Here is a 25,059-nt window from a genome sequence, read left to right on the forward strand (position 1 = left end):
AAAAACAGCCGCAACATATCGTTACGACCATTTTTTTCTATTTAATTCTTATTCTATTCACTTTACAAATTTGCCTGCTGTTCTATTGTCGAGAAAAAAGTGTTCGGACCAAATATATTTTGCTTCGGAATAATGTGTTCTACTGCAAACACTGTTACTTCTCCTCTTTGTACTTCTCCAATAATGAGACCAAATACTTCATGATTTACCGCAAACGTTGGTTGTTTCGTTTGCAGTAACCTTGCTGCATTTTTAAATACCGCTTCATATAGTGGATTCCTATCAGTAATTTCTTTTCGGATTTTTGGTGCTAAAGTGATGATAATTTCTTTTCCGTCAATAGTGGTTCGATACATAAAAATCTCCCCTTCAATCTTATATGAACAACTGTAAAGCTTTGTATGCAAAATGGATAGAATATCCTACTAAAATAATACCTGCTCCGGCTGTAATATAGCCAAGTGCTTTTTTCTTTAATAAAGTTCTTCCAAAATGTACAGAAAAAGCAATATTTAAATTCCACAAAATAATACCAACAATAATACAAAGACTGTACAAAAAAGCTTCTTGTTTCGTTACCTTTGTAAGCAACGAGCTAAGTGTACTTCCATATATACCAAACCAAAAAACGAGATTTAATGGATTGGATATCGCAATTAGAAATCCTGCCATAAAAGATTGTTTAAGTCCACCTATCTCTTCTTGTTTATATTCCATATTAGAGTGAGAAATTCCTTGTTTTACACTTTGAAACCCTAAATAAAACAACAAGAAAAAACCAGCGCAATACATAAAAGCTTGTACATATGTATACATAAACACAGAAGATAAACCAAAATAAATAAGCAGCATAAACAAAATATCAGCAGTCATTCCTCCGATTCCAACAATCCACGCATGCCAAAATCCACGTTCAATTCCTCGTTTTAACATTTCAATATTAATCGGACCTACAGGTGCAGCTAATGAAATACCTAATACTATTTGTTGTATAATTGCTCCAAACATCGCTCTATCCTTTCTACTTCTTTTACTATTAAGTAATGATGCAAATAAAGAAAATAGACTAGCTTTCATAAAAATTATTCACTAATACAATACCCTTTTTTATCCAAAATATGCAAAAGAGCCATCCAATTGATGGCTCTTATTTCTCTACTCTATGATGAAAAGGACATTTACCTTTAATCGGCTCAATATCATCCCCTATGAAATATTGTTTCCATTCACGATGATTAGGATCGCCGTAGTGACTAATGTTAGGGTGCTTCGGCAACTGATCCCACTTTTCAACTCGTTCACGGACCATTTGTCTTGAATACGACCCTTTAGGACGATCTCCTTCTAATCCATCGAAAATAGTTCGTGGCTGGAATCCAATAACGAGAGAATTTCCTAAATGCCTAGTCTTTCGCTGTTTATAAGCTGGCGCATTCCCAAATGCAAATATTGGTTCACCACCAAATGAAAATTCCCATAAATGATGGTCTGGATTTTTCGGGATTTGCTTTGGCCATAATTGATTATCTTGTTCATGCAAATATTGTAGTACTTTCCAAAAATAATCTCGATAATATTCGATTGATTTTTCTTCACATTCCGGTTCCACAAAAAGAAAAAATCCTCTTCTTACAATCGGCCGCTCTTTCATTAGCTCCAAAAAAGTTAACATTGTATTGGGCAAATGACTCCAATCATTATGAGAGAGAAATGAATAACGAAGTTCATTCTTCTTCAAAGCTGTTAAACCGAAATAACACGGGAAGGTTGGTTCTAACACGACACTCGAAAAATCATGAAATTCTTTTGCAACCCAATTCGGTATGTCGACTCTATTTTTCATCCCTTCATTATCTAATAAATAAGACTTATCCATTCTTTCACCTCATTATGTACAGCATTCACTTAAGAATATTACATACTCGGCTTGTCCTATACCTTTTTAAAAATTCGAGAAAAATTAATTCAAAATACAAAATTTTAAAAACGCTTACTTGACTAAATTCTACCAATTCATGTATATTTAAATTAATCATTTAGCAGAATATTCGATAATATAGCATTTTTTATTTTTATTATTTTTTAATGAATTTCACTAAATGAAAAAAGGAATCGTTTTTAGGAGGAATTGTGACATGCAAGGAAAAGTAAAATGGTTTAACAATGAAAAAGGTTTTGGATTTATCGAAATGGAAGGCTCTGAAGATGTATTCGTACATTTCTCTGCTATTCAAAGCGACGGCTACAAAGCTTTAGAGGAAGGTCAAGAAGTATCTTTCGACATTACTGAAGGAAACCGTGGACCTCAAGCTGCTAACGTAGCAAAACTTTAATCCCACATATGACAGGAGGTTACCTTACTTGGTAACCTCCTTTGTTATTCCTTTGTATATTTCCGTTTTCCAGAGCAAAAACTATGTGAAATGCGCAAAATAAAAAGGAGGCAATAACAATGGGGTCACATGTAAATGATTTTGAAGAGGTAAAATTCCGTGTAGAAACTGCACAAAAAATGGTAGGTTCTGCAACAATTTCAATGGATCCAGACACATTAGAGCATGCCACTACTGCAGTAGAATCGGCTCGTTCTCAGCTTGAAATCATGAAATCCGTTGCAACGGATTTAGATGAGCCATTTCTAATGAATGAAGAAAAAAAATTAAGTAAATGCGAGCATCAATTACATGAAGCGAAGCACTAAAAAACATCCAGAGAAAATTCTCTGGATGTTTTTTTATGACAATTGCTCTCCATACTTTTTCAACTTCTCTCCAACCGTACATTGCCGTATACAAAAAGAATGGGCATAGTATTTACTATGATTTTTCCGATTATGTTCCTGCAGGAAACACCCTCCGCAATACGTTTCTAATAAGTCATTTACCTCTGTAATGAGTTGCTTCTTCTTCACGTGTGCACCTCTCTATTCGGTTATTTCTTTATGACTATCAATTGTCGTCCCTTCTAATGCTTGCGCTGCTAATTGATGTGCCTCTTTATTTTGTTTTCTAGATATCGGTTCACAAATAAGCTTTAATTTCATTTGCTTCGCTTTTTGTTCAATTTGATCTAAGTAATGATTTAAATGTTCATCATAGCAAGGCCATTCACCAGCTAATTGCTGCAGTACAACTTGAGAATCTCCACGAAGTGTAACTGCTTCATATTTAATTCCTAATTCCCCGAGTGTATTCATCCCGTATAATAATGCTGCATACTCCGCTTCGTTATTATCATATATGCCTTCTATGTATGCATTGCGACGAATTCGATAATCTGTATTTCCTTTTTTATAGTATACACATATACCAACCCCAGCTTCTTTCGTCTGTACATCATAACCACCATCAAAATAAACTTGAATTTCTTGCGGATCTTCCTCCACTTGCTTACTCAGTTTTTTCATTTCTTTTAATGACCATTCCGCGTCCATTTCATCGAAAAATAAAAGTTCTTTCACCCTACCTGTTTTCTCAAAATCCTCCGCAAATTGAAGTACTTCTTCTATGTTCATATAATCTGTTGTTAATTCAGTCTGTAAACCACGCTTCGTTTTATACAACCAATGTATTTTATATTTCATACTAGATTCCCCTTTTATAAGACTTCTTATATTTATTTTATTATATTTTATCAAGAGTCACAGTATTATATACAATTTAATCACATACAAAAAGAGCCATCCTAAGTAAGGACAGCTCTTTCATCTATTGTATAAATCTTTCAAATTGCACTCGCTTATTAATCCAGTACATTACAGGCATACCAATTGCCATTACAACAAATTCACCAACTGCACAAGTTAGCCATGTCAATAAAAATGGCAGATCAAACGCAAGATGAAGTTCAATTGCAATCATAAACATTGTGACTGTAAAAATAACTGTATTAAAAATCATACGAGCCCAAACACCTTTAATGAAGCGCATAGAAATAATAGTTGCAAGTAATGCAAGAATGGATTGCCCTACTCCAAATACTAAATCATAAGCGATCATAGGTGAGAAAAAGAGATTCGTTAAAAATACACCTAATACAATCCCGTAAATTGCTTTCTTATTGAATACAACAAGATGATTAAACATCTCTGAAATACGAAACTGTACACTGGTAAAGCCAAATGGCTGAATAAGCATAGAAACAGCAATATATAATGCCGCTAAAATACCATTACCGACTAATGTCCTTATATTCATGACAAAATCTCCTTAGTTTTTTTACGTGGGATGGTTTCGAACCACGTTATTCGTTTTTTAAGCAACAAGAATATATTCTACGCAATAGACACTCTCTCGTCAATAGATTCCTATCATTAACTACCTTTTTTCTTTTAGAAAACGTATAATAAAACATATGAAAGTTTTAGGAGGTTTCACTTCATGACAGCAACAATTCAAAATGAAAAAGTGATCGTTTCCATTTCTGACAAAGGTGCAGAATTACAAAGCGTTCGCTTAAAAGAAGATAACACTGAATACTTATGGCAAGGCGATTCTACTTATTGGGGGCGCCGCGCACCAATTTTATTCCCAATTGTCGGCCGATTAGTAGATAATACATACTACGTAGATGGTAAACCGTATTCTTTAACACAACACGGCTTTGCTCGTGATCTTACATTCTCTGTACAAGAACAAAGTGAAACGAAAATCACTTATATTGTAACTAGTAATGAAGAAACATTAAAAAAATACCCATACGAATTCGAATTACTCGTTTCTTATGAGCTAGACGGACAAATCGTTCATGTAACATATGAAGTAAATAATCCTGCTTCAAAAGAGATGTTCTTCTCAATCGGAGCACATCCTGGTTTCAACTTCCCCTTATTAGAGGGCGAATCATTTACTGATTATCATTTAGCATTTAATGGTTCTGAACGCTTAGAAACAAGCGTATTAGAAGGACCTTATCTTTCAAGTAAAAAACAATTAATTGCTGAAAATACGAATGAATTACCACTTACATACGATTTATTCAAAAATGATGCGCTTATTTTTGAAAATATGAATACGAATGAAATCTCTATTCGTTCTCATAAACATAATAAATTTGTAAAAGTAGAATTTGACGGATTCCCATTTGTCGGCGTATGGACACCAGGCGAAAACGCACCTTTCTTATGTATTGAACCTTGGTACGGTATTGCTGATGAAGTAAATCCGGCAAAAGATTTCAAGGAAAAAAAAGGAATTCAATCTTTACAAGCGAATGAAACATTTACATGTCGTTATAGTATTACAATCGGCTAAAGTACTCTATCCCCTACTTCAAAGAAACATATAAGTAGGGGATCATCTTATAATTTGGAGGTTTCTCATTTTGATTGAAGTATATATTGATGGTGCATCAAAAGGAAATCCTGGTCCTTCTGGTGCAGGAGTGTTTATTAAAGGGGTGCAACCAGCTGTACAGTTATCATTGCCCCTTGGGACAATGTCCAATCATGAAGCAGAATACCACGCTTTACTTGCGGCATTAAAATATTGCACGGAGCATAATTATAACATTGTCTCTTTTCGTACCGATTCGCAGCTTGTCGAGCGAGCTGTCGAAAAAGAATACGCAAAAAATAAAATATTTGCACCACTATTAGAGGAAGCACTGCAGTACATAAAAAGTTTCGATCTCTTTTTTATTAAGTGGATTCCAAGTAGTCAAAATAAAGTTGCTGATGAATTGGCTAGGAAAGCTATCTTACAAAATTAACGGGGGTATGAGTGTGAAAAAGGATTGGATTGCTCCTCTTGCTTTATTATTTGTCTCTTTTATTTGGGGAGCTACGTTTGTTGTCGTCCAAAATGCTATGTCTTTCGTTGGTCCATTTACTTTTAATGGGATTCGCTTTTTATTCGCTGGAATTATTTTATTATTCGTTCAAATGATTTTCTCAAAAAAAGCTTCAAAACAAGATATAAAACAGAGTAGTCTCGCTGGATTGATTGTTGGATTCTTTTTATGTGTTGGCTATTTATTACAAACATTCGGCTTACTTTATACAACTTCTTCAAAAGCTGGTTTCTTAACAGGGCTTAGTATCGTTATGGTACCAATTTTGTCTTTTATCTTTTTAAAACAAAAAGCTACCATTTTCATCGTACTTGGCATTGCTGTAGCAACAGCAGGTTTATACTTATTAACGGCTGGTGATTCTTTTCAATTAAACATTGGAGATATACTCGTTCTCGGTTGTGCAGTTGCTTTTGCTGCCCATATTCTTGTTAACGGTTTCTTTTCTAAGAAAATATCACCTTTATTACTAAGCACCTCTCAAGTATTAGCTGTCGGTATATTTTCTTCTATTTGCGCTTTTTTGTTTGAAGATTGGGAAAAATTATTTTCAGTTTCACTATGGACGAATCAATCCTTTTTATTCGCTCTATTTCTAACTTCCCTATTTGCGACATCCATTGCTTTTTTCATTCAAACATCGGCACAAAAACATACTTCTCCAACAAGAGTAGCAATTATTTTCGCAATGGAGCCCGTTTTTGCTGCATTAACAGGCGTTCTAGTTGCAAATGAACAGCTTTCTATTTCTGCTATTATTGGATGTCTATGTATTTTCCTAGGTATGGTTTTTGTTGAATTACCTTCCAAAACAAAAAAAGAAGCGCAGGCTGCGTGAAGTTATGCTTGTAACTTCCGCATAAAAGCCTTAGCGCTTTTTTTATCTGTAATTTCTTCTTCTTTCAATCGTTCTAATAACGCAACAAAATAACTGCCATCAAACTGTAATTGATGTTTAATCGTCGCTTCTATTGCTACGTTCACAATCCCATCAGATGCACCAGTATATCCTTGTCCGAACATAATAAATCCTTGTGCTTCCTCTGATAATTTAAATCCTTTCGTATGTAAGAATGAAAGATAATCTTCTACTGTTTGCATGATATTCCCACCTACTCAAAAATTCTCCACTTCCTATCATACATGTTTTTATACTCTATGAGAATGAAATTTATTTGACAACTTTGTAAATCTATCGTCTACTTCTTAGAAAAAAAAGGAGTTCCTTACAATATAAAAGAATATGTAAAGTGGAATTTATTTTATATTAAAGGGGATATCGAATGAAACAAGCACTATTAATTATCGATGCTCAGCAAGAATTAATGGATGGAAATGAACAAGAAAATGAAGTTTTTCGTAAAACCGAGCTATTATCTACACTAAATACAGCCGTACAGAAAGCAATAGATGCAAATGCCCTTACTGTTTTCGTAAGAGATATCGATGTTGCTTCTGGTAGCGGAGAAGGATTTGAAGTACATAATCAAATTAAAGTACCTCAGTCTGCAATCCTTATTAATAAAGCAGCAACAAACTCATTCTATGGCACTTCTTTACTTGAACTTTTAAAAGAAGAAAAAATTAATCATATTGTTATAGGTGGATGTAAAACAGAACATTGCATTGACACCGCAGTTAGAACAGCTACTGTACAAGGATTTGACGTTACATTAATTAAAAATGGTCATTCCACAACTGATTCTGACGTATTGTCTGCAGAGCAAATTATTGGTCATCATAATAAAACTCTACACGGTCATTATAATGTTGATCATTTTTCTATGGTGAGAGATGTCGAGGAAGACCTCTTTCAGCCAACTCACGACCAATATCGTGATTAACGAAAAAGAATCCTTTTCACAAAAGGATTCTTTTTTATCCAAAAATTTGCGCTGCAATACTGTATAGTTCTCCATTTCTTTTCAAAAATTGATTACTATTTTTTATCATAATTGGTGGGGTATTAACCTTTTGAAAACCAGTAATCTCTAATTCTTTCATGAAACCTTTCTTTCCTTCTGGTACATCAATTCTTAATTTACCATGATGCTCTCTTGCTAAATAATGTACCATTCTCATTGCCATCGCATCATTTTTAGCAACGACCGGTCCTATTATTTTATTTTCTGGCGTTTGTATACTTAAACCGTAACCTAATACATTTTGTTGTGCATCCTTTGTAACAATACATTGTTCACTTTGAATAATTCGATACTTTAAAAACTCTTCTCTATTTGTTCCAAATGCATCTTTATCTATTTGTATTATTTCTTCTAAATCACGTTCTTCATAATTCACAATATACTCTTCATTTCCTACACAATGGTAGTTCGCATTGTACGAGTTACATATGTATTTAGAAACATAACTAACAGCCCTGAATCCTAGTTTTTCATATAAAATTTTCCCCTCATCCGTGGCAATAAGCATAATGGGGGTTTGAGTTAATACGCTTTTAACACATAAATCCGTTATTATCTTTCCAATCCCTCTTCCTTTATAATCTGGATGTACAATTACCATTCCAATTGAGGCTAATGTCTCCCCGTATAGTATAATTGCTGCGCTAGCAATAAGCTCTTCTCTCTCATTTACTACACCATATACTATACCCGTATTCAAAATCATCTCAATTTCCTCTCTGTTGTAATCCCAGCCAATATGAGAAGATAATGCTACAATATCCTCTATTTTCCCTTTCCTAAGACGCTCCACCCTAATCTCCACTTCAATCATTCCCCATCTCCTTCTTTAGACGTTTGAACCATTCTGCATGAATCAACTTGTACATGTTTCCCTTTATCACTCACACACATATCCTATTTTGACCAAGACTATATTGTAAATGAGGTGACAACATGCCCATTACGAATCGATTTTCTACCACCACTAACGGCGCACTCGCTATTACAGGAAATACACTAGGCTTAAGTAAAATTAGTAATCTAAACCGTGCTGGTACAATCGGGGCAATTGGTGCATTCGTAACTACGAATACTGCTTTACAAGTACCTACTTTTCCTGCTGGTACAACGTTAAACTATACACAAAATAGTTCTACCGCTCTTTTAAATATCCCTGCTGGTAGCACTATTCTTTACGCAGAACTTGTTTGGGGTGGAAACTATTTATCTCGTGATCAAAACATTACGAGTGTATTAGGAAACCCAGTTTCTTTTACAACACCTGTGTCAACATACTCGATTACCCCTTCAGCTGTTACAGCTTCAAATCAAACATTCGTTTCTGGATCTGTCACATTTGGATTTTATACACGATCAGCGGATGTAACATCACTCGTTCAAGCTGCTGGATCTGGATCTTATACAACAGGTTCTGTTCCTGGACTTGTAGATCCTTTAGACGCTTCTAATGGAGCCATTAATTCTGCAGGATGGACGCTTATTGTCGCTTATCAAAACGGTTCATTACCCGCAAGAAATTTAACAATTTACGTAGCTGGTAACCGTGTTTCTGTAGAAACCGGTAGTGCAGATGTATCTGTCTCAGGGTTTTTAACACCTGCCGGGGGACCTGTAAGCGGGAGATTATTTTTAAGTTCTACTGAAGGGGATGCTGATTTAACTGGGGATCAAGCTTTATTTGGACCAAATTTCAGTTCATTAAATGCATTATCTGGGCCAAATAATGCTGTTAATAATTTCTTCGGTTCTCAAATTAATAATGCTGCAGGGAACTTAGATACAACTGGTACATTTGGAACGCGAAACCAGAGTGCCTCTACAAGTACAAATATCTCCGCTGGAAGACAAGGATGGGACATTACTTCCATTGATATTTCTCCTTATTTAACAAATTCCCAAGTATCTGCCGCAATTCGTTTAACTACTAACGGGGATGCATATATGTTAAATACAGTCGGTTTACAAATCAATATAAACTCACCTAATATACAAGCAACTAAAAGCGTGAATAAAAGTGTCGCTACAATTGGAGATATTCTAACCTATACAGTTACTGTTCCTAACACCGGGCTTCTTCCTGCAAATAACGTTACTTTTACAGATGTTCTCCCTAACGGTACTTCCTTTATACCTGGAAGCGTAACGATAGATAACGTACCACAAACAAACGCAAATCCGGTCGCCGGTATATCTCTGGGGACAATTAATAATGGCTCTTCTCGTACAGTAGCTTTCCAAGCGACTGTCGTTTCTCTTCCAAGTCAAAATCCTATCTCTAACACTGCTAATATTACATTTCAATATACACCGATTGCCGGAGGAACGACTTTTAACGGTCTTGCAACAAGTAACTCTGCAGGAACACAAATTAACCTCGCAGATATTAATGGCACAAAATCAGTTAACAAACTTTTTACCGATATTGGTGAAACGTTAACTTACAGTATTGCCTTAGCTAATATAGGAAATATCGCTGCAACTAATGTTATATATACAGATCCGATTCCTAGCGGGACTACTTTCATTCCAGGGAGTGTAACTGTTAACGGAGTTACTCAAGGGGGAGCAAATCCCGCTAATGGTATATCAATTGGATCTATTGCTGCAAATTCTACTACTACTATTTCCTTTCAAGTATTCGTTCCTTCTATCCCACAAACAAATCCAATATTAAATAGTGGTACAACAACATATCAATACATTCCTGTACCAAACCAGCCGGCAGTAAGCGGGACTGACACGACGAATATTGTCTCCACGCAAGTGAATAATGCTACTGTAACAATGACGAAAGCAGTAGATAAAAACTATGCAGATATTGGCGATACACTGACTTACACTGTTGCCTTTACAGGAACAGGTAATACGAATGCGAACAATGTTATTTTTACAGATGTCATTCCTACAGGAACAACTTTTGTCCTAAACAGTTTAACAATAGATGGTACGACACAAGTTGGAGCAAATCCGGCTAACGGTGTGAATATAGGATCCATCGCAACTGGCACAACCAAAAACGTTTCATTTCAAGTAGTAGTTAATACAATACCCGCGTCAAATGTCGTATCTAACGGATCAAGCGCTTCTTATCAGTACACCGTCAACCCTAGCCAATCGCCCGTTACGAAAAACATTTCTTCTAATCTCGTTTCTACTCAAATTAATAATGCGAATTTATCATTAACAAAATCTACAAATAAACAATTTGCCACAATTGGCGAAACGATAAGTTATACAATCCTTATTACAAACAGTGGAAATACGCCCGCTAATAACGTTCAACTAACAGATCCACTTCCAAACGGAACGATATTAACATTAGGTTCTGTAACGCTCAACGGCGTTTTGCAAAATGTAGATTCTCTCGTTGCTTTACCTATCGGCACAATTCCTGGTGGAGCTACTTTCACCTTATCCTTCCAAGTAACAGTCATTAACATTACTGCACAAAACCCTATCATTAATAACGCTTTCTCCTCTTATATTTACACTGTAAATCCAAGCCTGCCACCAACTTCAAAAACAGCAAATTCTAATTCTGTTACATCAACAATTAGACTAGCAAATCTTCATGCTAATAAATCTGTAAGTCAAACGTTTGCGGAAGTTGGAGATGTATTAACTTACACCTTTGCTCTTACAAACGCTGGAAATGTTACAGCGGACAATGTATTACTATCCGATTCCATTGCGAATGGCACTTCCTTTGTACCGAACAGTGTTATAGTTAACGGTGTTACTCAGCCGGGCGCAACACCAGCTAGCATAAATATTGGTAGCATCAATGCTAATACTACAATTACAGCTTCATTCCAAATATTAATAACTAGTATTCCAAATCCTAATCCTATTTTGAATAGCGCTTCCATCTCCTATAACTTTATCGTTGATCCAAACGCTTCTCCTGTAAGTACAAACACAACTACAAACACTACATTTATCCAAGTTAATGATGCAAATGTAATTTCGGCAAAATCAGTGGATCGAGCGTTCGCTACTGTTGGAGATATATTAACTTATACCGTTATTTTAACGAATGCAGGAAGCGTTTCTGCTGATAATCCTACTTTCATAGATATAAATCCAGATGGTACTACCTTTATTCCAAATACTTTTCTTATTAATGGCGTTTTGCAAAACAATGCAGATCCAAATATCGGTGTCCTGTTACCTTCTATTCCTGCTAGCGGATTAATTACCGTTTCTTATCAAGTAACTGTCGCTGCTTTACCAGCCCAAAATCCAACAACTAATTCATCGAGTACACAGTATAGTTTCGTTCTAAATCCAGGTGATCCACCAATTATAGAAACATCTTTAAGTAATACTGTAAGTACACAAATTAATTTAGCAAATGTAGTTATTGTCAAAGAGGTAGATTTAACTATTGCCGATGTCGGGCAACCAATCACATATACAATTTCCTTAGCTAACCTTGGGAATACTACAGCAAACAATGTTGTTGTTACTGATATAATCCCTCCCGGCACCACTATCGTACCAAATAGTATTTTTATAGGTGGCGCTTTACAGCTAGGTGCAGACCCAAGTACCGGCCTTCAAGTCGGCTCCATTCCTGCAGGTGGTTTTACAACGATTGTTTTTCAAATAAGTGCAAATGGGCTACCTTCACCAAATCCAATTCAAAATAGCGCTTCACTTCAATATAACTTTATCGCTGATCCAAATTTACCTGTTGTTGTGAAAAACGCTACTAGTAATATAGTAACTACACAAATTAATACTGCTAATATTGTTGCTACAAAACTAACGAGCACAAATTTCGCTGATGTTGGTGATGTCATATTATATGCGACTATTTTAACAAATAAAGGGAATATCCCTGCTTCTAATGTAACGTTTACAGATATCATTCCAGCGGGTACCCTGTTCATTCCTAATACTGTAACGATTAACAATGTCCCTATAGCAAATGCAAATCCTGCTAACGGTATTTTTATCGGTACGATAGGAGCGAATTCATCACGAACCGTTGCATTCCAGGTTCTTGTACCAACTATCCCTGCTGTAAATCCGATTACGAATCAATCAAGCACAACATTCCAATATACGTACGATCCATCCAAACCAGCTGTAATGCAGATGGTGGCTTCTAACACGGTACAGACAACAATTAATAACGCTACGATTACCGCTGCAAAATCTGCAGATAAACAGTTCGCTAACGTAAATGATATTATTACGTACACGACTACTTTAACAAATAGCGGGAATACACTTGCATCAAATATAGTATTTACAGATGCCATTCCAAGTGGGACTTCATTTATTCCAAATAGTGTAACAGTAAATGGTACTACACTCCCTAATATAAATCCAGCAAATGGCGTAGCAATTGATCCAATAAACCCCAATACAAATACAACAATCTCATTTCAAGTAATAGTAAATTCCATCCCTAATCCAAATCCAATCCCGAACCAAAGTAATACAACGTACCAATATTTCGTAAATCCTAACTTACCTCCAGCATCCGCCAATGCGTTAAGTAACGTAATAACAACTCAAATTAATAACGCTACGATCGTCGCTACTAAATCAGTGAATACACCGACAGCTGCAATTGGAGATATCGTTACCTATACGATTGCAGTTACAAACACTGGAAATATCCCTGCTAGTGCAAATGTTTTAACGGATGGGCTTGGCGCAGGAGCTTCATTTATCCAAAACTCCGTAACTATCAATAATGTTCCACAACCAGGATTAGATCCATCACTTGGTATTCACTTAGCAGATATTCCACCAGGTAATACTGTATTTATTTCTTTTCAAGCACAAATTTTAGCGATACCGCCTAGTGGCACATTAACAAATAACGCCCTTGTAAATTATGAATATACAGTGAATCCAAACCAATCACCTGCTGTTGGTAGTACAATTACAAACACAACGGTTACTCCAATTATTGATGCTACTCTATCTATAAATAAAACTGTCAATTCAACATTCGCTACTATTGGAGATACACTTACTTTCACTTCCACCATTACTAATTCCGGTAACACTACCGCAAACAATGTTATTTTTACAGATTTAATTCCAGATGGTACAACGTTTATTCCAAATAGTTTTACAGTAAATGGAACAACCATTCCTAATGCAAATCCACAAAATGGTATCAATATCGGTAACATAAATTCAAATGCATCAGTTATACTCAGCTTTCAAGTAAACATTGCAACGATTCCCAATCCTAATCCAATCCCTAATAAATCATCGGTTCAATATAGTTTTATTATAGATATTAATGAACCACCTGTTTCACGAACAGTTAAATCCAATAAAACTTTTACACAAGTAAATACTGCTTCCGTTATCGCAACAAAAACTGCGAGTAGTGCATTTGCTGCTGTTGGAGATACAATTACGTATACAACAACCCTTACCAATAGTGGAAATACAACTGCAAACACACCTGTTTTTATAGATATATTACCACCTGAACTTTCATTCGTGCCTGATAGCGTACAAATTAATACCATCCCACAACTTGGATTTAGGCCAGATAACGGGGTTCCTTTAGACCCAATTCCAGTTGGAGGAACGACAACCATTACTTTCCAAGCCATTGTCGGTTCAATACCAGCTTCAAACCCTACGATGAACCAATCTAGCACAACATACTCTATTATTATTGATCCTACCGAGCCGCCTGTTACAGAAACGGCTACTAGTAATCCGGTCTTAGTTCAAATAAATGAAGCAATCATTCAAGCAACGAAAAGTGTGGATCGTATCTTTTCTGACGTAGCACCTGGAAATTCATTTTTAACGTATACTGTTTTATTAGAAAATATAGGGAACACGACTGCTACTAATATCATTTTTACAGATCCGATTCCAAATAATACAGTATTTATAGAAGATAGCGTTCGAGTAGGTGGGGTTTTATTACCTGGAGTAAATCCAGCGAATGGGATACCAATTGGAGATATTATTACAGGAGATTTTATAAACGTCACCTTCCGCGTGCAAGTAGTTAGTATTCCAAATCCAATTTTCACAATTGGGCCTGGGGGACCAAACTCACCGGTTGTAAACGGTGCTTCTATTAATTATCAATTTATGACAGGACCTAATTTACCACTCGTTTCACGAAGTACAACATCCAATTCTGTTTCGACACAAATAAATTCCGGGGAAATTGTAGCGGTTAAATCCGCGGATAAAAATTTCACAACGATCGGCGATACCATTTCTTATACAATTACATTAAATAACCCTGGAAATGTCACTTCACAAAATATAATTTTCACAGATATTTTACCTGACGGAACGACATTTATTTCCGGGACTCTTACAAGCGATTCTGGTACACAGCAAATTGGAAATCCAGCTAGCGGGATACAGATTGAAAATATAAATCCAGGTGGAACGGCCATTATTACTCTCAACGTACTTGTTACAAACATTCCAAGTATAAATCCAATTTCTAATTTTAGTTCTGTACAATTTGCACATGTGGTCGATCCTAGCCAACCTGCCGTATCACAAACGAATGTATCTAATGCGGTTTCGACAACTATTAATAGTGCAATTTTAACAACCCAAAAAAGTGCTGATAAATCTATAGTTTCAGTTGGAGATACGATTACGTATACCACTACTATTACAAATACAGGGAATACAGCAGCAACGAATATAACATTCACAAGCGCTATTCCAGCTAGCACTACATTCATACCAAATTCAGTTACAGTAAATGGAGTTCAGCAACCTGGTGCGCAACCAGCACTTGGAGTAAATTTACCAAATATCGCTCCTGGCGCGACAGTAACCGTTACTTTCCAAGTAAATGTTATTTCTATTCCCCCTTCAAGCTCGATTATGGATAATGACACAATTTTATATTCTTATACTGTTGATCCAAGCGGAACTCCTACTACAACTTCTACTTCAACGAATATTGTTACAAACCCTGTATTAGATGCTATGATTACGATGATTAAATCAGTCGATCAAACACTTGTAACGCTAGGTGATACCATTACCTATACGACAATTTTAACGAATAGTGGTAATACAAACGCAACTAATATTACTTTCACTGACCTTATACCAGATGGTACAACATTTATTACTGATAGCGTTACAATAGATGGCATCACGCAAATTGGTCTTAATCCTAATACAGGTATAACGATTGGAGCAATAGCTCCTAACAACTCAATATCAATAGCATTTCAAGTTACCGCTACTTCTACTCCCGTTCAAAATCCTATTGCCAATTCGGCTAGTGCTTCTTACACATTTATCGCTGACCCTAATGCCCCTATTGTTTCAAGGAATGTTACTTCAAACACAGTGTTCACTACAATTAACACAGCTACCATTCTTTCATTAAAACAAGTCGATAAATCCTTTAGTCGTGTTGGAGACACACTCACCTATACTGTTACTTTAACAAACAATGGAAACTCATCCGCACAAAATGTTATTTTCTCAGATACAATGCCGAGCGGAACTACATTTATTGCAAACTCATTTTCTATTAACGGGGTTTCTCAAAGTGGTGCGGACCCATCGAACGGTGTAAATATTGGGCCTATAACAGCTGGGTCTACAGTAACTGTTTCATTCCAAGTAAACGTGGCGTCATTACCAACCGAAAACCCAATTGTAAATTTCTCATCAACATCGTATCAATTAGTCTCACCGCCTGATGCAGAAACTTCAATTAGTAATCCTGTTTCAACACAAATTAGAGAAGCTATATTATCTATGACGAAAAATGAAAGTCTATCCTTTGCAGATGTCGGGCAAACTGCTTTTTACACTACTTCTATTGCCAATGTAGGCAATACGGATGCAACTAATATTGTATTCACAGATGTATTACCAAGTGGACTCACATTTGTTCCTAACACATTAACTGTCGATGGCATTTTACAACCTAATGCGGATCCAAATACAGGTGTATTACTTGCAGCACTTCCACCAAATGAAATATATAGTATCGTCTTTCAAGTTACAGTGAACAGCATTCCACCTATTAATCCAGCACCGAATACAGCATCAACGACATATGAGTTTACTGTTGATCCAAGTAATCCGCCGGTATCGAATACAGCTAGCTCCAACACTACACTTCTTCAAATAAACAACGCAAATATTATTAGCACAAAAACAGCAAATCTTACTTTTGCGGATGTTGGTAATACAATAACATTTACACTTAACCTTCCTAATACCGGGAATGTGGCTGCTACTGATGTTACCGTTATCGATATACTTGATAGCAATTTAAGTTTCGTTCCAAACAGTTTCACAGTTAATGGGCAAACCATTCCAAACGCTGATTTATCTACTGGTGTAAATATCGGTTCAATTAATGGTGGAAACACATCAATCGTCACATTCCAATCCATCGTTTCAACCCTCCCAATTAACAATCCTATTTCTAATTCGGCTCTTACCACTTACCGTTATATTGTTGATCCAGATCAGCCGTTCATTTCAACCTCTAATCAATCTAATACAACGACAACACAAGTTAATAGCGCTATCCTTACTGCACAAAAAAATTCAAATGTGGAAACAGTAGATATTGGGCAAGATATTGTCTACTCAGTTACGATTACAAATAGCGGAAATGTTAGTGCGACGAGTGTTATTTTTACCGACCTAATTCCAGAAGGAACTTCCTTTGAACCGAATAGTTTTACACTTAACGGAACTACCATCCCAAATGCAGACCTAATTACAGGCGTTCCAATTGGTGATATCGCGCCAAACCAGTCTGTCATCGTAACATTTCATATTAGTGCCGATGAAATTCCGCCTATAAATCCAATTACCAATCAAGCTAGCGTTAGCTTCCAGCATATCGTTAATCCGGCTAATCCACCTGTTTCAAAAAATATTACTTCTAATAGCGTTACAACAAAAATTGAAAGTGCTATTTTAAACACTATTAAAATAGGAGATAAAGCTTTTGCAACGATCGGTGATACGATTACGTATACAACCACTATTACGAATACAGGAAATATCTCTGCTAACAACGTTGTTTTCTCAGACCCTATACCGACATGGACACAATTTGTTGCAGGATCAGTCATTGTTGATGGCACTTCATTACCATCCGCTTCTATCATTGACGGTGTTGGCATAAATACAATAACTCCAAATCAAATCGTAACAATTATGTTCCAAGTCCAAATAATAAGCAATCCAACAACCTTCACACCTGAACTCCAAAACTTAGGATTTGTTAACTTCCAATATAACGTAGGCAATTCATTACAGACTCAGCCTGGCAATGTGGAGACGAACGTCTTCGTTACTTCTATTAATTCAGCAATACTTTCAGCTGTAAAAACTGCTAATACAGCCTTTGCGAATATCGGAGACACAATCACTTATACAGTTTTGATTCAAAACAGCGGCAATACAAACGCTACGAATCTAAATTTCTCAGATCTTATTCCAGCTGGAACGACCTTTGTTGAAAATAGCTTTTCTGTAAATGGAAGTATCATTCCAGGGGCAAATCCAAATAACGGAGTTAATATCGGAACCGTTAGTACGAACAGTTCCTTAACTGTTACTTTCCAAGTCATAGTCACATCTACTCCACCTTCAAACCCAATTACAAACGTTGCATCTATTCAATACGCATTCATTGTTGATCCGGCAGCTCCTCCTGTTACAGGCACGATAAATTCTAATAGCGCTTCAACACAAATTAATAACGCGACTGTTACAACTGTTTTAGAAGCAAATCGAGCAATCGTATCTATCGGAGATATAATTACGTATACAGCAACATTAACGAATACTGGAAACTTCCCTGCAAATTCTGTATTACTCATTAACGGTGTTCCTGAAGGAGCATTATTCGTTCCAAATAGTGTCACGCTTAACGGGATTTCACTTCCAGGTGCAAGTCCAACTCTCGGTATTCCAGTTGGTATTATCGCACCAGGTGATTCTGCTACTATTACGTTCCAATTTCTTGCAAGTTCTATTCCACCGCAAGGGGCGATTATAAATCAAGCCATTACAAGTTACACGTATATTGTCGATCCAAGTCAACCTCCAGTTACAGCAACATCCTCATCTAATACGGTTAATACAGCTGTCGTTGATGCATCGTTATCCGTAATTAAAAATACAGATTCTCTCGTACAATCTACTAACGGTACAATCACTTACACGGTAGTCGTTCAAAATAACGGAAATACAACTGCAAATACAGTTACTTTAACAGATTTGGTCCCAGAAGGAACTGCATTTATTCCGAATAGCGTGACCATTAATGGCGTTTCAGTTCCAGGTGCCGATCCAAACGTAGGAATACCATTAAACTCCGTTGCGCCGTCAGAAATTGTCACCGTCACATTCCAAGTTATCGTTCAATCCATTCCAAGCGTGAATCCAATTTCTAATATAGCCCGTATTGACTATACTTTTATCGCCGATCCAACCTCTCCTATCATCTCTCGAACAATTACGTCTAATCCAGCTTTCACACAAATTTCGGATGCGAATGTTCTTTCTTTAAAAGCTGTCAATGCACAACAAGCAACAACAGGTGATATTTTGACTTATACGATAACGCTAGAAAATACCGGAAATATTCCAGCTACTAATCTCATATTTTCAGATACTATTCCAGAAGGGACTACATTCGTAGAAAATAGTTTTACACTTAATGGAACAGCTATACTTGGTGCAAATCCAAATGTAGGGGTTGCTTTGCCTAACCTAGTAGCAAACGCTACTCACCTTATTTCGTTCCAAATTCTTATTAACGATTCATTCTCGCAAGAATCGATTACAAATCAATCCAATACAACATATTCAATTCAACCAGATCCAAGCCAGCCGCCTATTACTGAAACATCTACAAGTAATATTGTCATTACAAATTTCGTGCAAGCACAATTGACAATTACAAAAACGTCCAATCCAATAACTGTAGATATTGGTGGAACTATACTTTATATTTCTGAAGTGAAAAATATCGGCAATGTTGACGCAATAAATATTATTTTTACAGATTCTATTCCAACTGGGACTACATTCGTTTCCGATAGTGTCACAATTAACGGTGTCCTGCAGCCAGGTGTAAATCCAGAAAACGGAATACCACTTGGAACAATTCCAGCAAACAGTTCCAAAACGATACTATTTCAAGTGCAAACAAACAATCCACCTACTGAAACCGAAATTGTAAATCAATCTTCTGCAAATTACCAATATGTAAGTATTCCTACAGCTCCACCGGTGAATCGCTCTGCAAATTCTAACATTGTTACAACATCACTTCAAAATGCAAATATTATTTCTGTTAAAAGCGCGGATGTAACTTTCGTATCAATTGGGCAAATTATTACCTACACAAATACACTACAAAATATAGGAACCATTCCAGCTAACAATACCGTGTTTATTGATAACATTCCAGAAGGTACTATATTCATTGAAGATAGCTTATCAATAAATAATGTGATTCAGCCTGGCGCGAATCCTGAAAACGGAGTAACTCTCAGCACGATACAACCAAATGAAACAATCACTATTTCATTCCAAGTACAACTTACAAATATACCGTCCGGCAATACAGTCATTAATATTTCAGACACTTCGTACGAATACCAAATTGACCCTAGCTCTCCGATTATTCAGCGTAGATCGTTATCAAATGCAGTAAACACGGAAGTGCGGACGGCAAATGTTAGTGCAATTAAATCCGCCAATAGATCCATTACACGCATCGGTCAAATCATCACATATACAGTCGCCGTTACAAACGCTGGTACAGTACCTATTACAAATACTCTCCTAATTGACGCAATTGCTGCTGGCACCACATTCGTTCCAAATAGCATCCTTGTAGATGGCATACCAAGACCTAACGAAAATCCAATTACCGGTATCAATCTTGGTATTATCCTTCCAAATAATACGATTATTGTTACGTTCCAAGTAAATGTAGTCTCTATACCTGCACAAAATACTATTAATAATATCGCTGTTATACACTATGAATATCAACCGGAACCAAGCGCACCACCAATTTCAGAAACGACCTCTTCCAATACTACAAATATACAATTTATTGATGCTATTCTTATCGCTACAAAATCCGCTAATAAAGTATTAGCTAACATTGATGACACCATTGAATATACAGTATTCATTCAAAATAACGGATCTACTACAACTAACTCCATCTTTTTTACAGATACTATAGAAGATGGAACAGTATTTATTCCGGGAAGTGTAACAGTTAACAACACTGTACTTCCTGCAGCAGATCCGAATATCGGCTTTTTCATTCCTAATATTGCGTCAGGGCAAGCGACTACAATAACGTTCCAAGTTTCCGTTACGAATTTACCAGCTTTAAATCCAACGCCTAATACTGCAAACATCGTCTACGACTTTATTTTCAATCCTGACTTTGCACCAATTCAAAAATCTACTACTTCCAATACTACTTTCGTCCAAATTAATGATGCCGATATCGTTTCACTGAAAACTGTTAATTCGACTTCTGTAACGATTGGCGACATTTTAACTTATACAACAACTTTAACGAATATAGGAAATACAGATGCTACTGCTGTTGTATTTACAGACAACATACCTGATGGAACAACCTTTATAGACGGTAGCGTTTTAGTAAATAATATTCCTCAGCTTAACGCGAATCCAAGTACTGGTATACTTGTAGGAACGATTGCTCCTAACATTTCTATCCCAGTCACGTTTTCCGTTACTGTGTTAGCTCTTCCAGCTAGCGGTCGTATTCAAAATCAATCCACTTCTCGTTATACAATTAATGGTGAAGAACAAATATCGACTAGTAATATTACCTTCACTGAAGTTATTTCTGCTAATGTAATTGCAACAAAAACAACGCCTATCCAATATGCTGACCTACAAACTATCATCCCTTACACAATTTCCATCACAAACAATGGGAATATACAAGTAGAAAACATTATCGTTACTGATATCATCCCAGCAAATACGAGCTTTATAGAGAACAGTGTTATTGTGAATGGCACCGCTCGTCCAAATGACAATCCACTTAGCGGTATACAAATTGATAACATTCCGCCTAATACGACAGCAACTATTCTATTCCAAGTCCGGGTTATTTCCATTCCGCAAACAAATCCAATCTCTAACACGAGTACAATTGAATATGAATACACGGTACCAGATAGGCCACCTATTACCGAAACTATTATTTCATCAGCTGCCGTAACAGAAATTCATCACGCGAATTTAAATAGCAATAAAACTGTTGACCTTGCATTTGCAACGGTCGGTGATACGTTAACGTATACGATTACACTAAATCAAACTGGTAATGTTTCAGCAGATGATGTAGTCATTCAAGATATTATTCCTCAAGGTACTACGTTTATAGAAAATAGTGTCATTGTAAACGGAGAAACTGTTCCGGGAGTTAATCCAGTAAGCGGCATACCAATTGGTACTATAATTGTAGGTGGAGATGCCATCGCTTCATTCCAAGTAACTGTAACTTCTATTCCAACACCAAATGAACTCAACAACAAAGCAATTACTACTTTTAACTATATAGTCAATCCAAATAACTTACCTGTTACAAATACGACTACAACAAATACTGTCACAACAACTGTCCAAAATGATAATGTCGTTGCCATAAAATCTGTTAATGCCACGAATGCATTACCTAGTCAAACTTTAACGTATACAATTACAATTACTAATAGCGGTAATGTAACGATTGAAGACCTTCTTGCCATAGACACCGTACCAGTAGATACAATTTTCATTACTGGCAGTGTTACGATTAACGGGATCAATCAGCCTAATGCGAATCCTGAAAATGGTATTCCATTAGGAAACCTTGCTCCTAATGAATCTGTTGTCATTACGTTCCAAGTAACAATATCTTCTTCGACTCTTCAAACTGCTATCAATAACGACGCTTCTGTTTCCTATACTGTTACCATTGATCCGAATGAACCACCTATTACAATTACAAAGCAAACAAATACCGTTACAACAACGATCGTTGATCCAATGGTGCGCATTGAGAAAAACGCTGACAAATCTTCTGTCGTTATAGGAGATATTATTACATTCACATTAGAGGTATTTAATCATTCCCCAATTCCTACAGTAAGTACTTCCGTTTTAGATATGATTCCAGCTGGTACAACATTTATAGAAAACAGTGTAACAATTAACGGTACTCCGGTTCCAAATATTCGACCAGACACTGGTATTAACATTGGTTCCTTATCGGCAGATGGAGTAGCAACTATAACATTTAAAGTTCTCGTAACTTCTATCCCTTCAAACAGTACAATTATCAATTCCGCAACAGTTACAGCTGCTTTCCAATTGACACCACAGGATCCAATTATTATTTTCATTGTCAATTCGAATATTGTTCGTATACCCGTTCAATTTATAACGGCAGCAGTGATAAAAAATGCTTCCGTCAGCTCTGCTTATTTAAACCAATATTTTGATTATACAGTGCGTATTACGAATACTTCCGAGATTTCACTTTCAAATATTTCATTACAAGACACCATTCCAGCAGGTTTACAATTTATGAACGGTACGGTCTTCATTAATGGGGAACGCTCTCCACTAGCGAATCCGAATATCGGTTTCCTAGTCGCTACTAATTTGGAACCGAACGAAACAATTATCGTGTTATTCACAGTACAAGTGATAAGTCCACCTATTAATAATGAATTTAAAAACAAGGCAAACGTTTCTTTACAACTTCAAGTCTCTCCTACCGATCCACCAATCACAGTAACCATTACAAGTAACGAAAACATCGTCACCTTCATTCCAGAAAATCCAGATGAAACACTTCCAAATTTAAATTGTTTCTTTGACGGTGAACGTTTCATACGCATTACTCCTCGAAATATACGAAATTACTTTTGGACTTGGATTTGGTGGCGTTAATCAAAAAAGAAAAAGCTTGTAGTTCGGATAATATCCAAACTACAAGCTTTTTTCATAAACAAAATTATCAATTGCTAGCAGCACTATATGCTACATGTCGTTTCTCAATCCGTTCTTCAATTTCTTTCATATTCTCTTTATTAGTTAGTAGGGATTGTTTATTTTCTATTAATAATTGTTTAAAGGATTTTCTCACTTTTTTTCGCATGTTTATTTTCCTCCTTGGGGGATGGTTTATATAAAAGATAAGGATTTATCTGTGTGTCCTTATAATAATTGATTGTTGTGAATTCCATTTGAACTTCAGATGAAAATTTCGTTTATTTTCTGACAACTTTGTGAACAAAAAAAGAAAGGTTAATCAAAAATATATTTGATCAACCTTTCCATGCTCTTTAAAGCATATTAATTAATATTTCAGGTCTTCCCCAATTCATTTCGTTACAAACAAAGCGTAGTTTTTCTTCGTCCATTGTGTGTAACCCTTCTTCTAATAAGCATGAAATTGGAACTTCACAATGAATTTGCGCTAATTGTAAAGAGATATTTAAATTCTCTAAATCACTTTCAATTTTTGTGCGCTGCGCTTTCGTTAATGATGCTATATTTTCTAGCACTGCCGATACTGTCCCGTATTCTTGAATCAGCTTATACGCTGTTTTTTCACCAATACCTTTTACACCCGGATAATTATCACTTGTATCTCCCATGAAAGCTTTCGCATGAACAATTTGCCAAGGTTCTACACCTTTCTCTTCCATGATTTTTTCCGGTGTGTAATACTCGTAATTTCCAATTCCTTTACGAAGAAGCATAACTGTAACATTCGTATCAACAAGTTGAAGTAAATCTGTATCACCTGTCAAAATATAAACTTCCGCTTCATTGCAATATTGTTTTGCAAGCGTACCGATACAATCATCCGCTTCATAACCTTTCATACCGATTACAGGCATAGATAATTTCGCAGTCATTTCTTGCACTAAATCAAATTGCGGAATTAATTCTTCCGGCGGTGCTGCACGATTTGCTTTATAATTCGAGAAAGATTCCGTTCTAAATGTCGTACTTCCCATATCCCAGCACGTTACAATGTGCGTTGGTTCGATTGCTTGTGTTGCTGTTAATAAATGCTTCATATAACCATGAATCCCATTCGTCGGGGTACCATCTTGTCGTTTCATAAATTGTCCATATACACTTGTTGCGTAAAAAGCACGAAATAATAGTGCCATACCATCAACTAATAATACTTTTTTCATAATTCCTCTCCTACTAACAAAAAATAATAACCTCACGTTATCACGTAAGGTTATATATAGATTACCATTCTACGTTTTTGTTCAACTTTGTCTATTATACATTGTTTTTGTAT

General features: G+C 36.1%; 17 protein-coding genes and 1 riboswitch. Of the genes, 7 read left to right on the top strand and 10 right to left on the bottom strand.

The features are described 5' to 3' along the window. Nucleotides 1–62: 62 nt before the first annotated feature. From AC0IXC_RS14785 to AC0IXC_RS14795, 3 genes are all read right to left on the bottom strand, one after another. Nucleotides 63–356, bottom strand: a complete 294-nt coding sequence (locus tag AC0IXC_RS14785; RefSeq protein WP_002011898.1) for a hypothetical protein — start codon at nucleotides 354–356, stop codon at nucleotides 63–65. Between the two features lie 19 nt (nucleotides 357–375). Continuing rightward, entirely contained in the window at nucleotides 376–1,008 is a 633-nt protein-coding gene (locus AC0IXC_RS14790) for a LysE family transporter (protein ID WP_002030886.1), read from the bottom strand. A 139-nt stretch (nucleotides 1,009–1,147) separates the two neighbouring features. Next, the gene (locus AC0IXC_RS14795) at nucleotides 1,148–1,876 is read right to left on the bottom strand and encodes a YqcI/YcgG family protein (protein WP_002141079.1); all 729 of its coding nucleotides are present in this window, start codon (nucleotides 1,874–1,876) and stop codon (nucleotides 1,148–1,150) included. A 259-nt stretch (nucleotides 1,877–2,135) separates the two neighbouring features. On the opposite strand from AC0IXC_RS14795, the gene cspB reads away from it, so the two are divergent. Both cspB and AC0IXC_RS14805 read left to right on the top strand, forming a co-directional pair. Further along, nucleotides 2,136–2,333 carry a cold shock-like protein CspB gene (gene cspB / locus AC0IXC_RS14800; RefSeq protein ID WP_002011904.1) on the top strand — a complete coding sequence of 66 codons (198 nt, stop codon included), beginning with the start codon at nucleotides 2,136–2,138 and terminating at the stop codon, nucleotides 2,331–2,333. Nucleotides 2,334–2,452: 119 nt separating this feature from the next. Beyond that, the gene (locus AC0IXC_RS14805) at nucleotides 2,453–2,701 is read left to right on the top strand and encodes a DUF2564 family protein (RefSeq protein ID WP_002011905.1); all 249 of its coding nucleotides are present in this window, start codon (nucleotides 2,453–2,455) and stop codon (nucleotides 2,699–2,701) included. A 33-nt stretch (nucleotides 2,702–2,734) separates the two neighbouring features. Here AC0IXC_RS14805 and AC0IXC_RS14810 read toward each other — a convergent pair whose 3' ends face one another. The 3 genes from AC0IXC_RS14810 to AC0IXC_RS14820 form a co-directional block, all read right to left on the bottom strand. After that, on the bottom strand, nucleotides 2,735–2,911 hold the full coding sequence (locus AC0IXC_RS14810; RefSeq protein ID WP_002011906.1) for a zinc-finger domain-containing protein: 177 nt from the start codon (nucleotides 2,909–2,911) through the stop codon (nucleotides 2,735–2,737). Between the two features lie 12 nt (nucleotides 2,912–2,923). Then, the gene (locus tag AC0IXC_RS14815; protein ID WP_471653009.1) at nucleotides 2,924–3,583 is read right to left on the bottom strand and encodes a ribonuclease H family protein; all 660 of its coding nucleotides are present in this window, start codon (nucleotides 3,581–3,583) and stop codon (nucleotides 2,924–2,926) included. A gap of 124 nt (nucleotides 3,584–3,707) precedes the next feature. Beyond that, the gene (locus tag AC0IXC_RS14820; RefSeq protein WP_471653010.1) at nucleotides 3,708–4,196 is read right to left on the bottom strand and encodes a QueT transporter family protein; all 489 of its coding nucleotides are present in this window, start codon (nucleotides 4,194–4,196) and stop codon (nucleotides 3,708–3,710) included. 6 nt (nucleotides 4,197–4,202) lie between these two features. Continuing rightward, a riboswitch (PreQ1 riboswitch) is annotated at nucleotides 4,203–4,247 on the bottom strand. A 132-nt stretch (nucleotides 4,248–4,379) separates the two neighbouring features. Between AC0IXC_RS14820 and AC0IXC_RS14825 the strand changes: the two genes are divergently transcribed. From AC0IXC_RS14825 to AC0IXC_RS14835, 3 genes are all read left to right on the top strand, one after another. Then, complete coding sequence (locus AC0IXC_RS14825; protein WP_016101451.1) at nucleotides 4,380–5,252, top strand: aldose 1-epimerase family protein; 873 nt, start codon at nucleotides 4,380–4,382, stop codon at nucleotides 5,250–5,252. A 70-nt stretch (nucleotides 5,253–5,322) separates the two neighbouring features. Next, nucleotides 5,323–5,709, top strand: coding sequence for a reverse transcriptase-like protein (locus tag AC0IXC_RS14830; RefSeq protein ID WP_002011911.1), 387 nt, complete (start codon nucleotides 5,323–5,325; stop codon nucleotides 5,707–5,709). A 13-nt stretch (nucleotides 5,710–5,722) separates the two neighbouring features. Beyond that, on the top strand, nucleotides 5,723–6,628 hold the full coding sequence (locus AC0IXC_RS14835) for a DMT family transporter (RefSeq protein WP_078184218.1): 906 nt from the start codon (nucleotides 5,723–5,725) through the stop codon (nucleotides 6,626–6,628). Nucleotides 6,629–6,630: 2 nt separating this feature from the next. Here AC0IXC_RS14835 and AC0IXC_RS14840 read toward each other — a convergent pair whose 3' ends face one another. After that, nucleotides 6,631–6,891, bottom strand: coding sequence for a DUF6123 family protein (locus tag AC0IXC_RS14840; protein ID WP_001195213.1), 261 nt, complete (start codon nucleotides 6,889–6,891; stop codon nucleotides 6,631–6,633). 182 nt (nucleotides 6,892–7,073) lie between these two features. Here AC0IXC_RS14840 and AC0IXC_RS14845 point away from each other — a divergent pair, with 182 nt between their 5' ends. After that, entirely contained in the window at nucleotides 7,074–7,634 is a 561-nt protein-coding gene (locus AC0IXC_RS14845) for a cysteine hydrolase family protein (RefSeq protein WP_137076495.1), read from the top strand. A 34-nt stretch (nucleotides 7,635–7,668) separates the two neighbouring features. Here the strand turns inward: AC0IXC_RS14845 and AC0IXC_RS14850 are convergent, their stop codons facing one another. Then, complete coding sequence (locus AC0IXC_RS14850; RefSeq protein ID WP_471653011.1) at nucleotides 7,669–8,529, bottom strand: GNAT family N-acetyltransferase; 861 nt, start codon at nucleotides 8,527–8,529, stop codon at nucleotides 7,669–7,671. Nucleotides 8,530–8,651: 122 nt separating this feature from the next. Between AC0IXC_RS14850 and AC0IXC_RS14855 the strand changes: the two genes are divergently transcribed. Continuing rightward, on the top strand, nucleotides 8,652–23,684 hold the full coding sequence (locus AC0IXC_RS14855) for a DUF7507 domain-containing protein (RefSeq protein ID WP_471653012.1): 15,033 nt from the start codon (nucleotides 8,652–8,654) through the stop codon (nucleotides 23,682–23,684). 67 nt (nucleotides 23,685–23,751) lie between these two features. Here the strand turns inward: AC0IXC_RS14855 and AC0IXC_RS14860 are convergent, their stop codons facing one another. Together AC0IXC_RS14860 and AC0IXC_RS14865 are read right to left on the bottom strand one after the other, a co-directional pair. Then, complete coding sequence (locus tag AC0IXC_RS14860) at nucleotides 23,752–23,892, bottom strand: FbpB family small basic protein (RefSeq protein ID WP_001228051.1); 141 nt, start codon at nucleotides 23,890–23,892, stop codon at nucleotides 23,752–23,754. A 187-nt stretch (nucleotides 23,893–24,079) separates the two neighbouring features. Further along, nucleotides 24,080–24,946 carry a 5'-3' exonuclease gene (locus tag AC0IXC_RS14865; RefSeq protein WP_002135339.1) on the bottom strand — a complete coding sequence of 289 codons (867 nt, stop codon included), beginning with the start codon at nucleotides 24,944–24,946 and terminating at the stop codon, nucleotides 24,080–24,082. Nucleotides 24,947–25,059 lie beyond the last annotated feature (113 nt).

It is taken from the genome of Bacillus sp. AC266 (genome assembly GCF_979253805.1).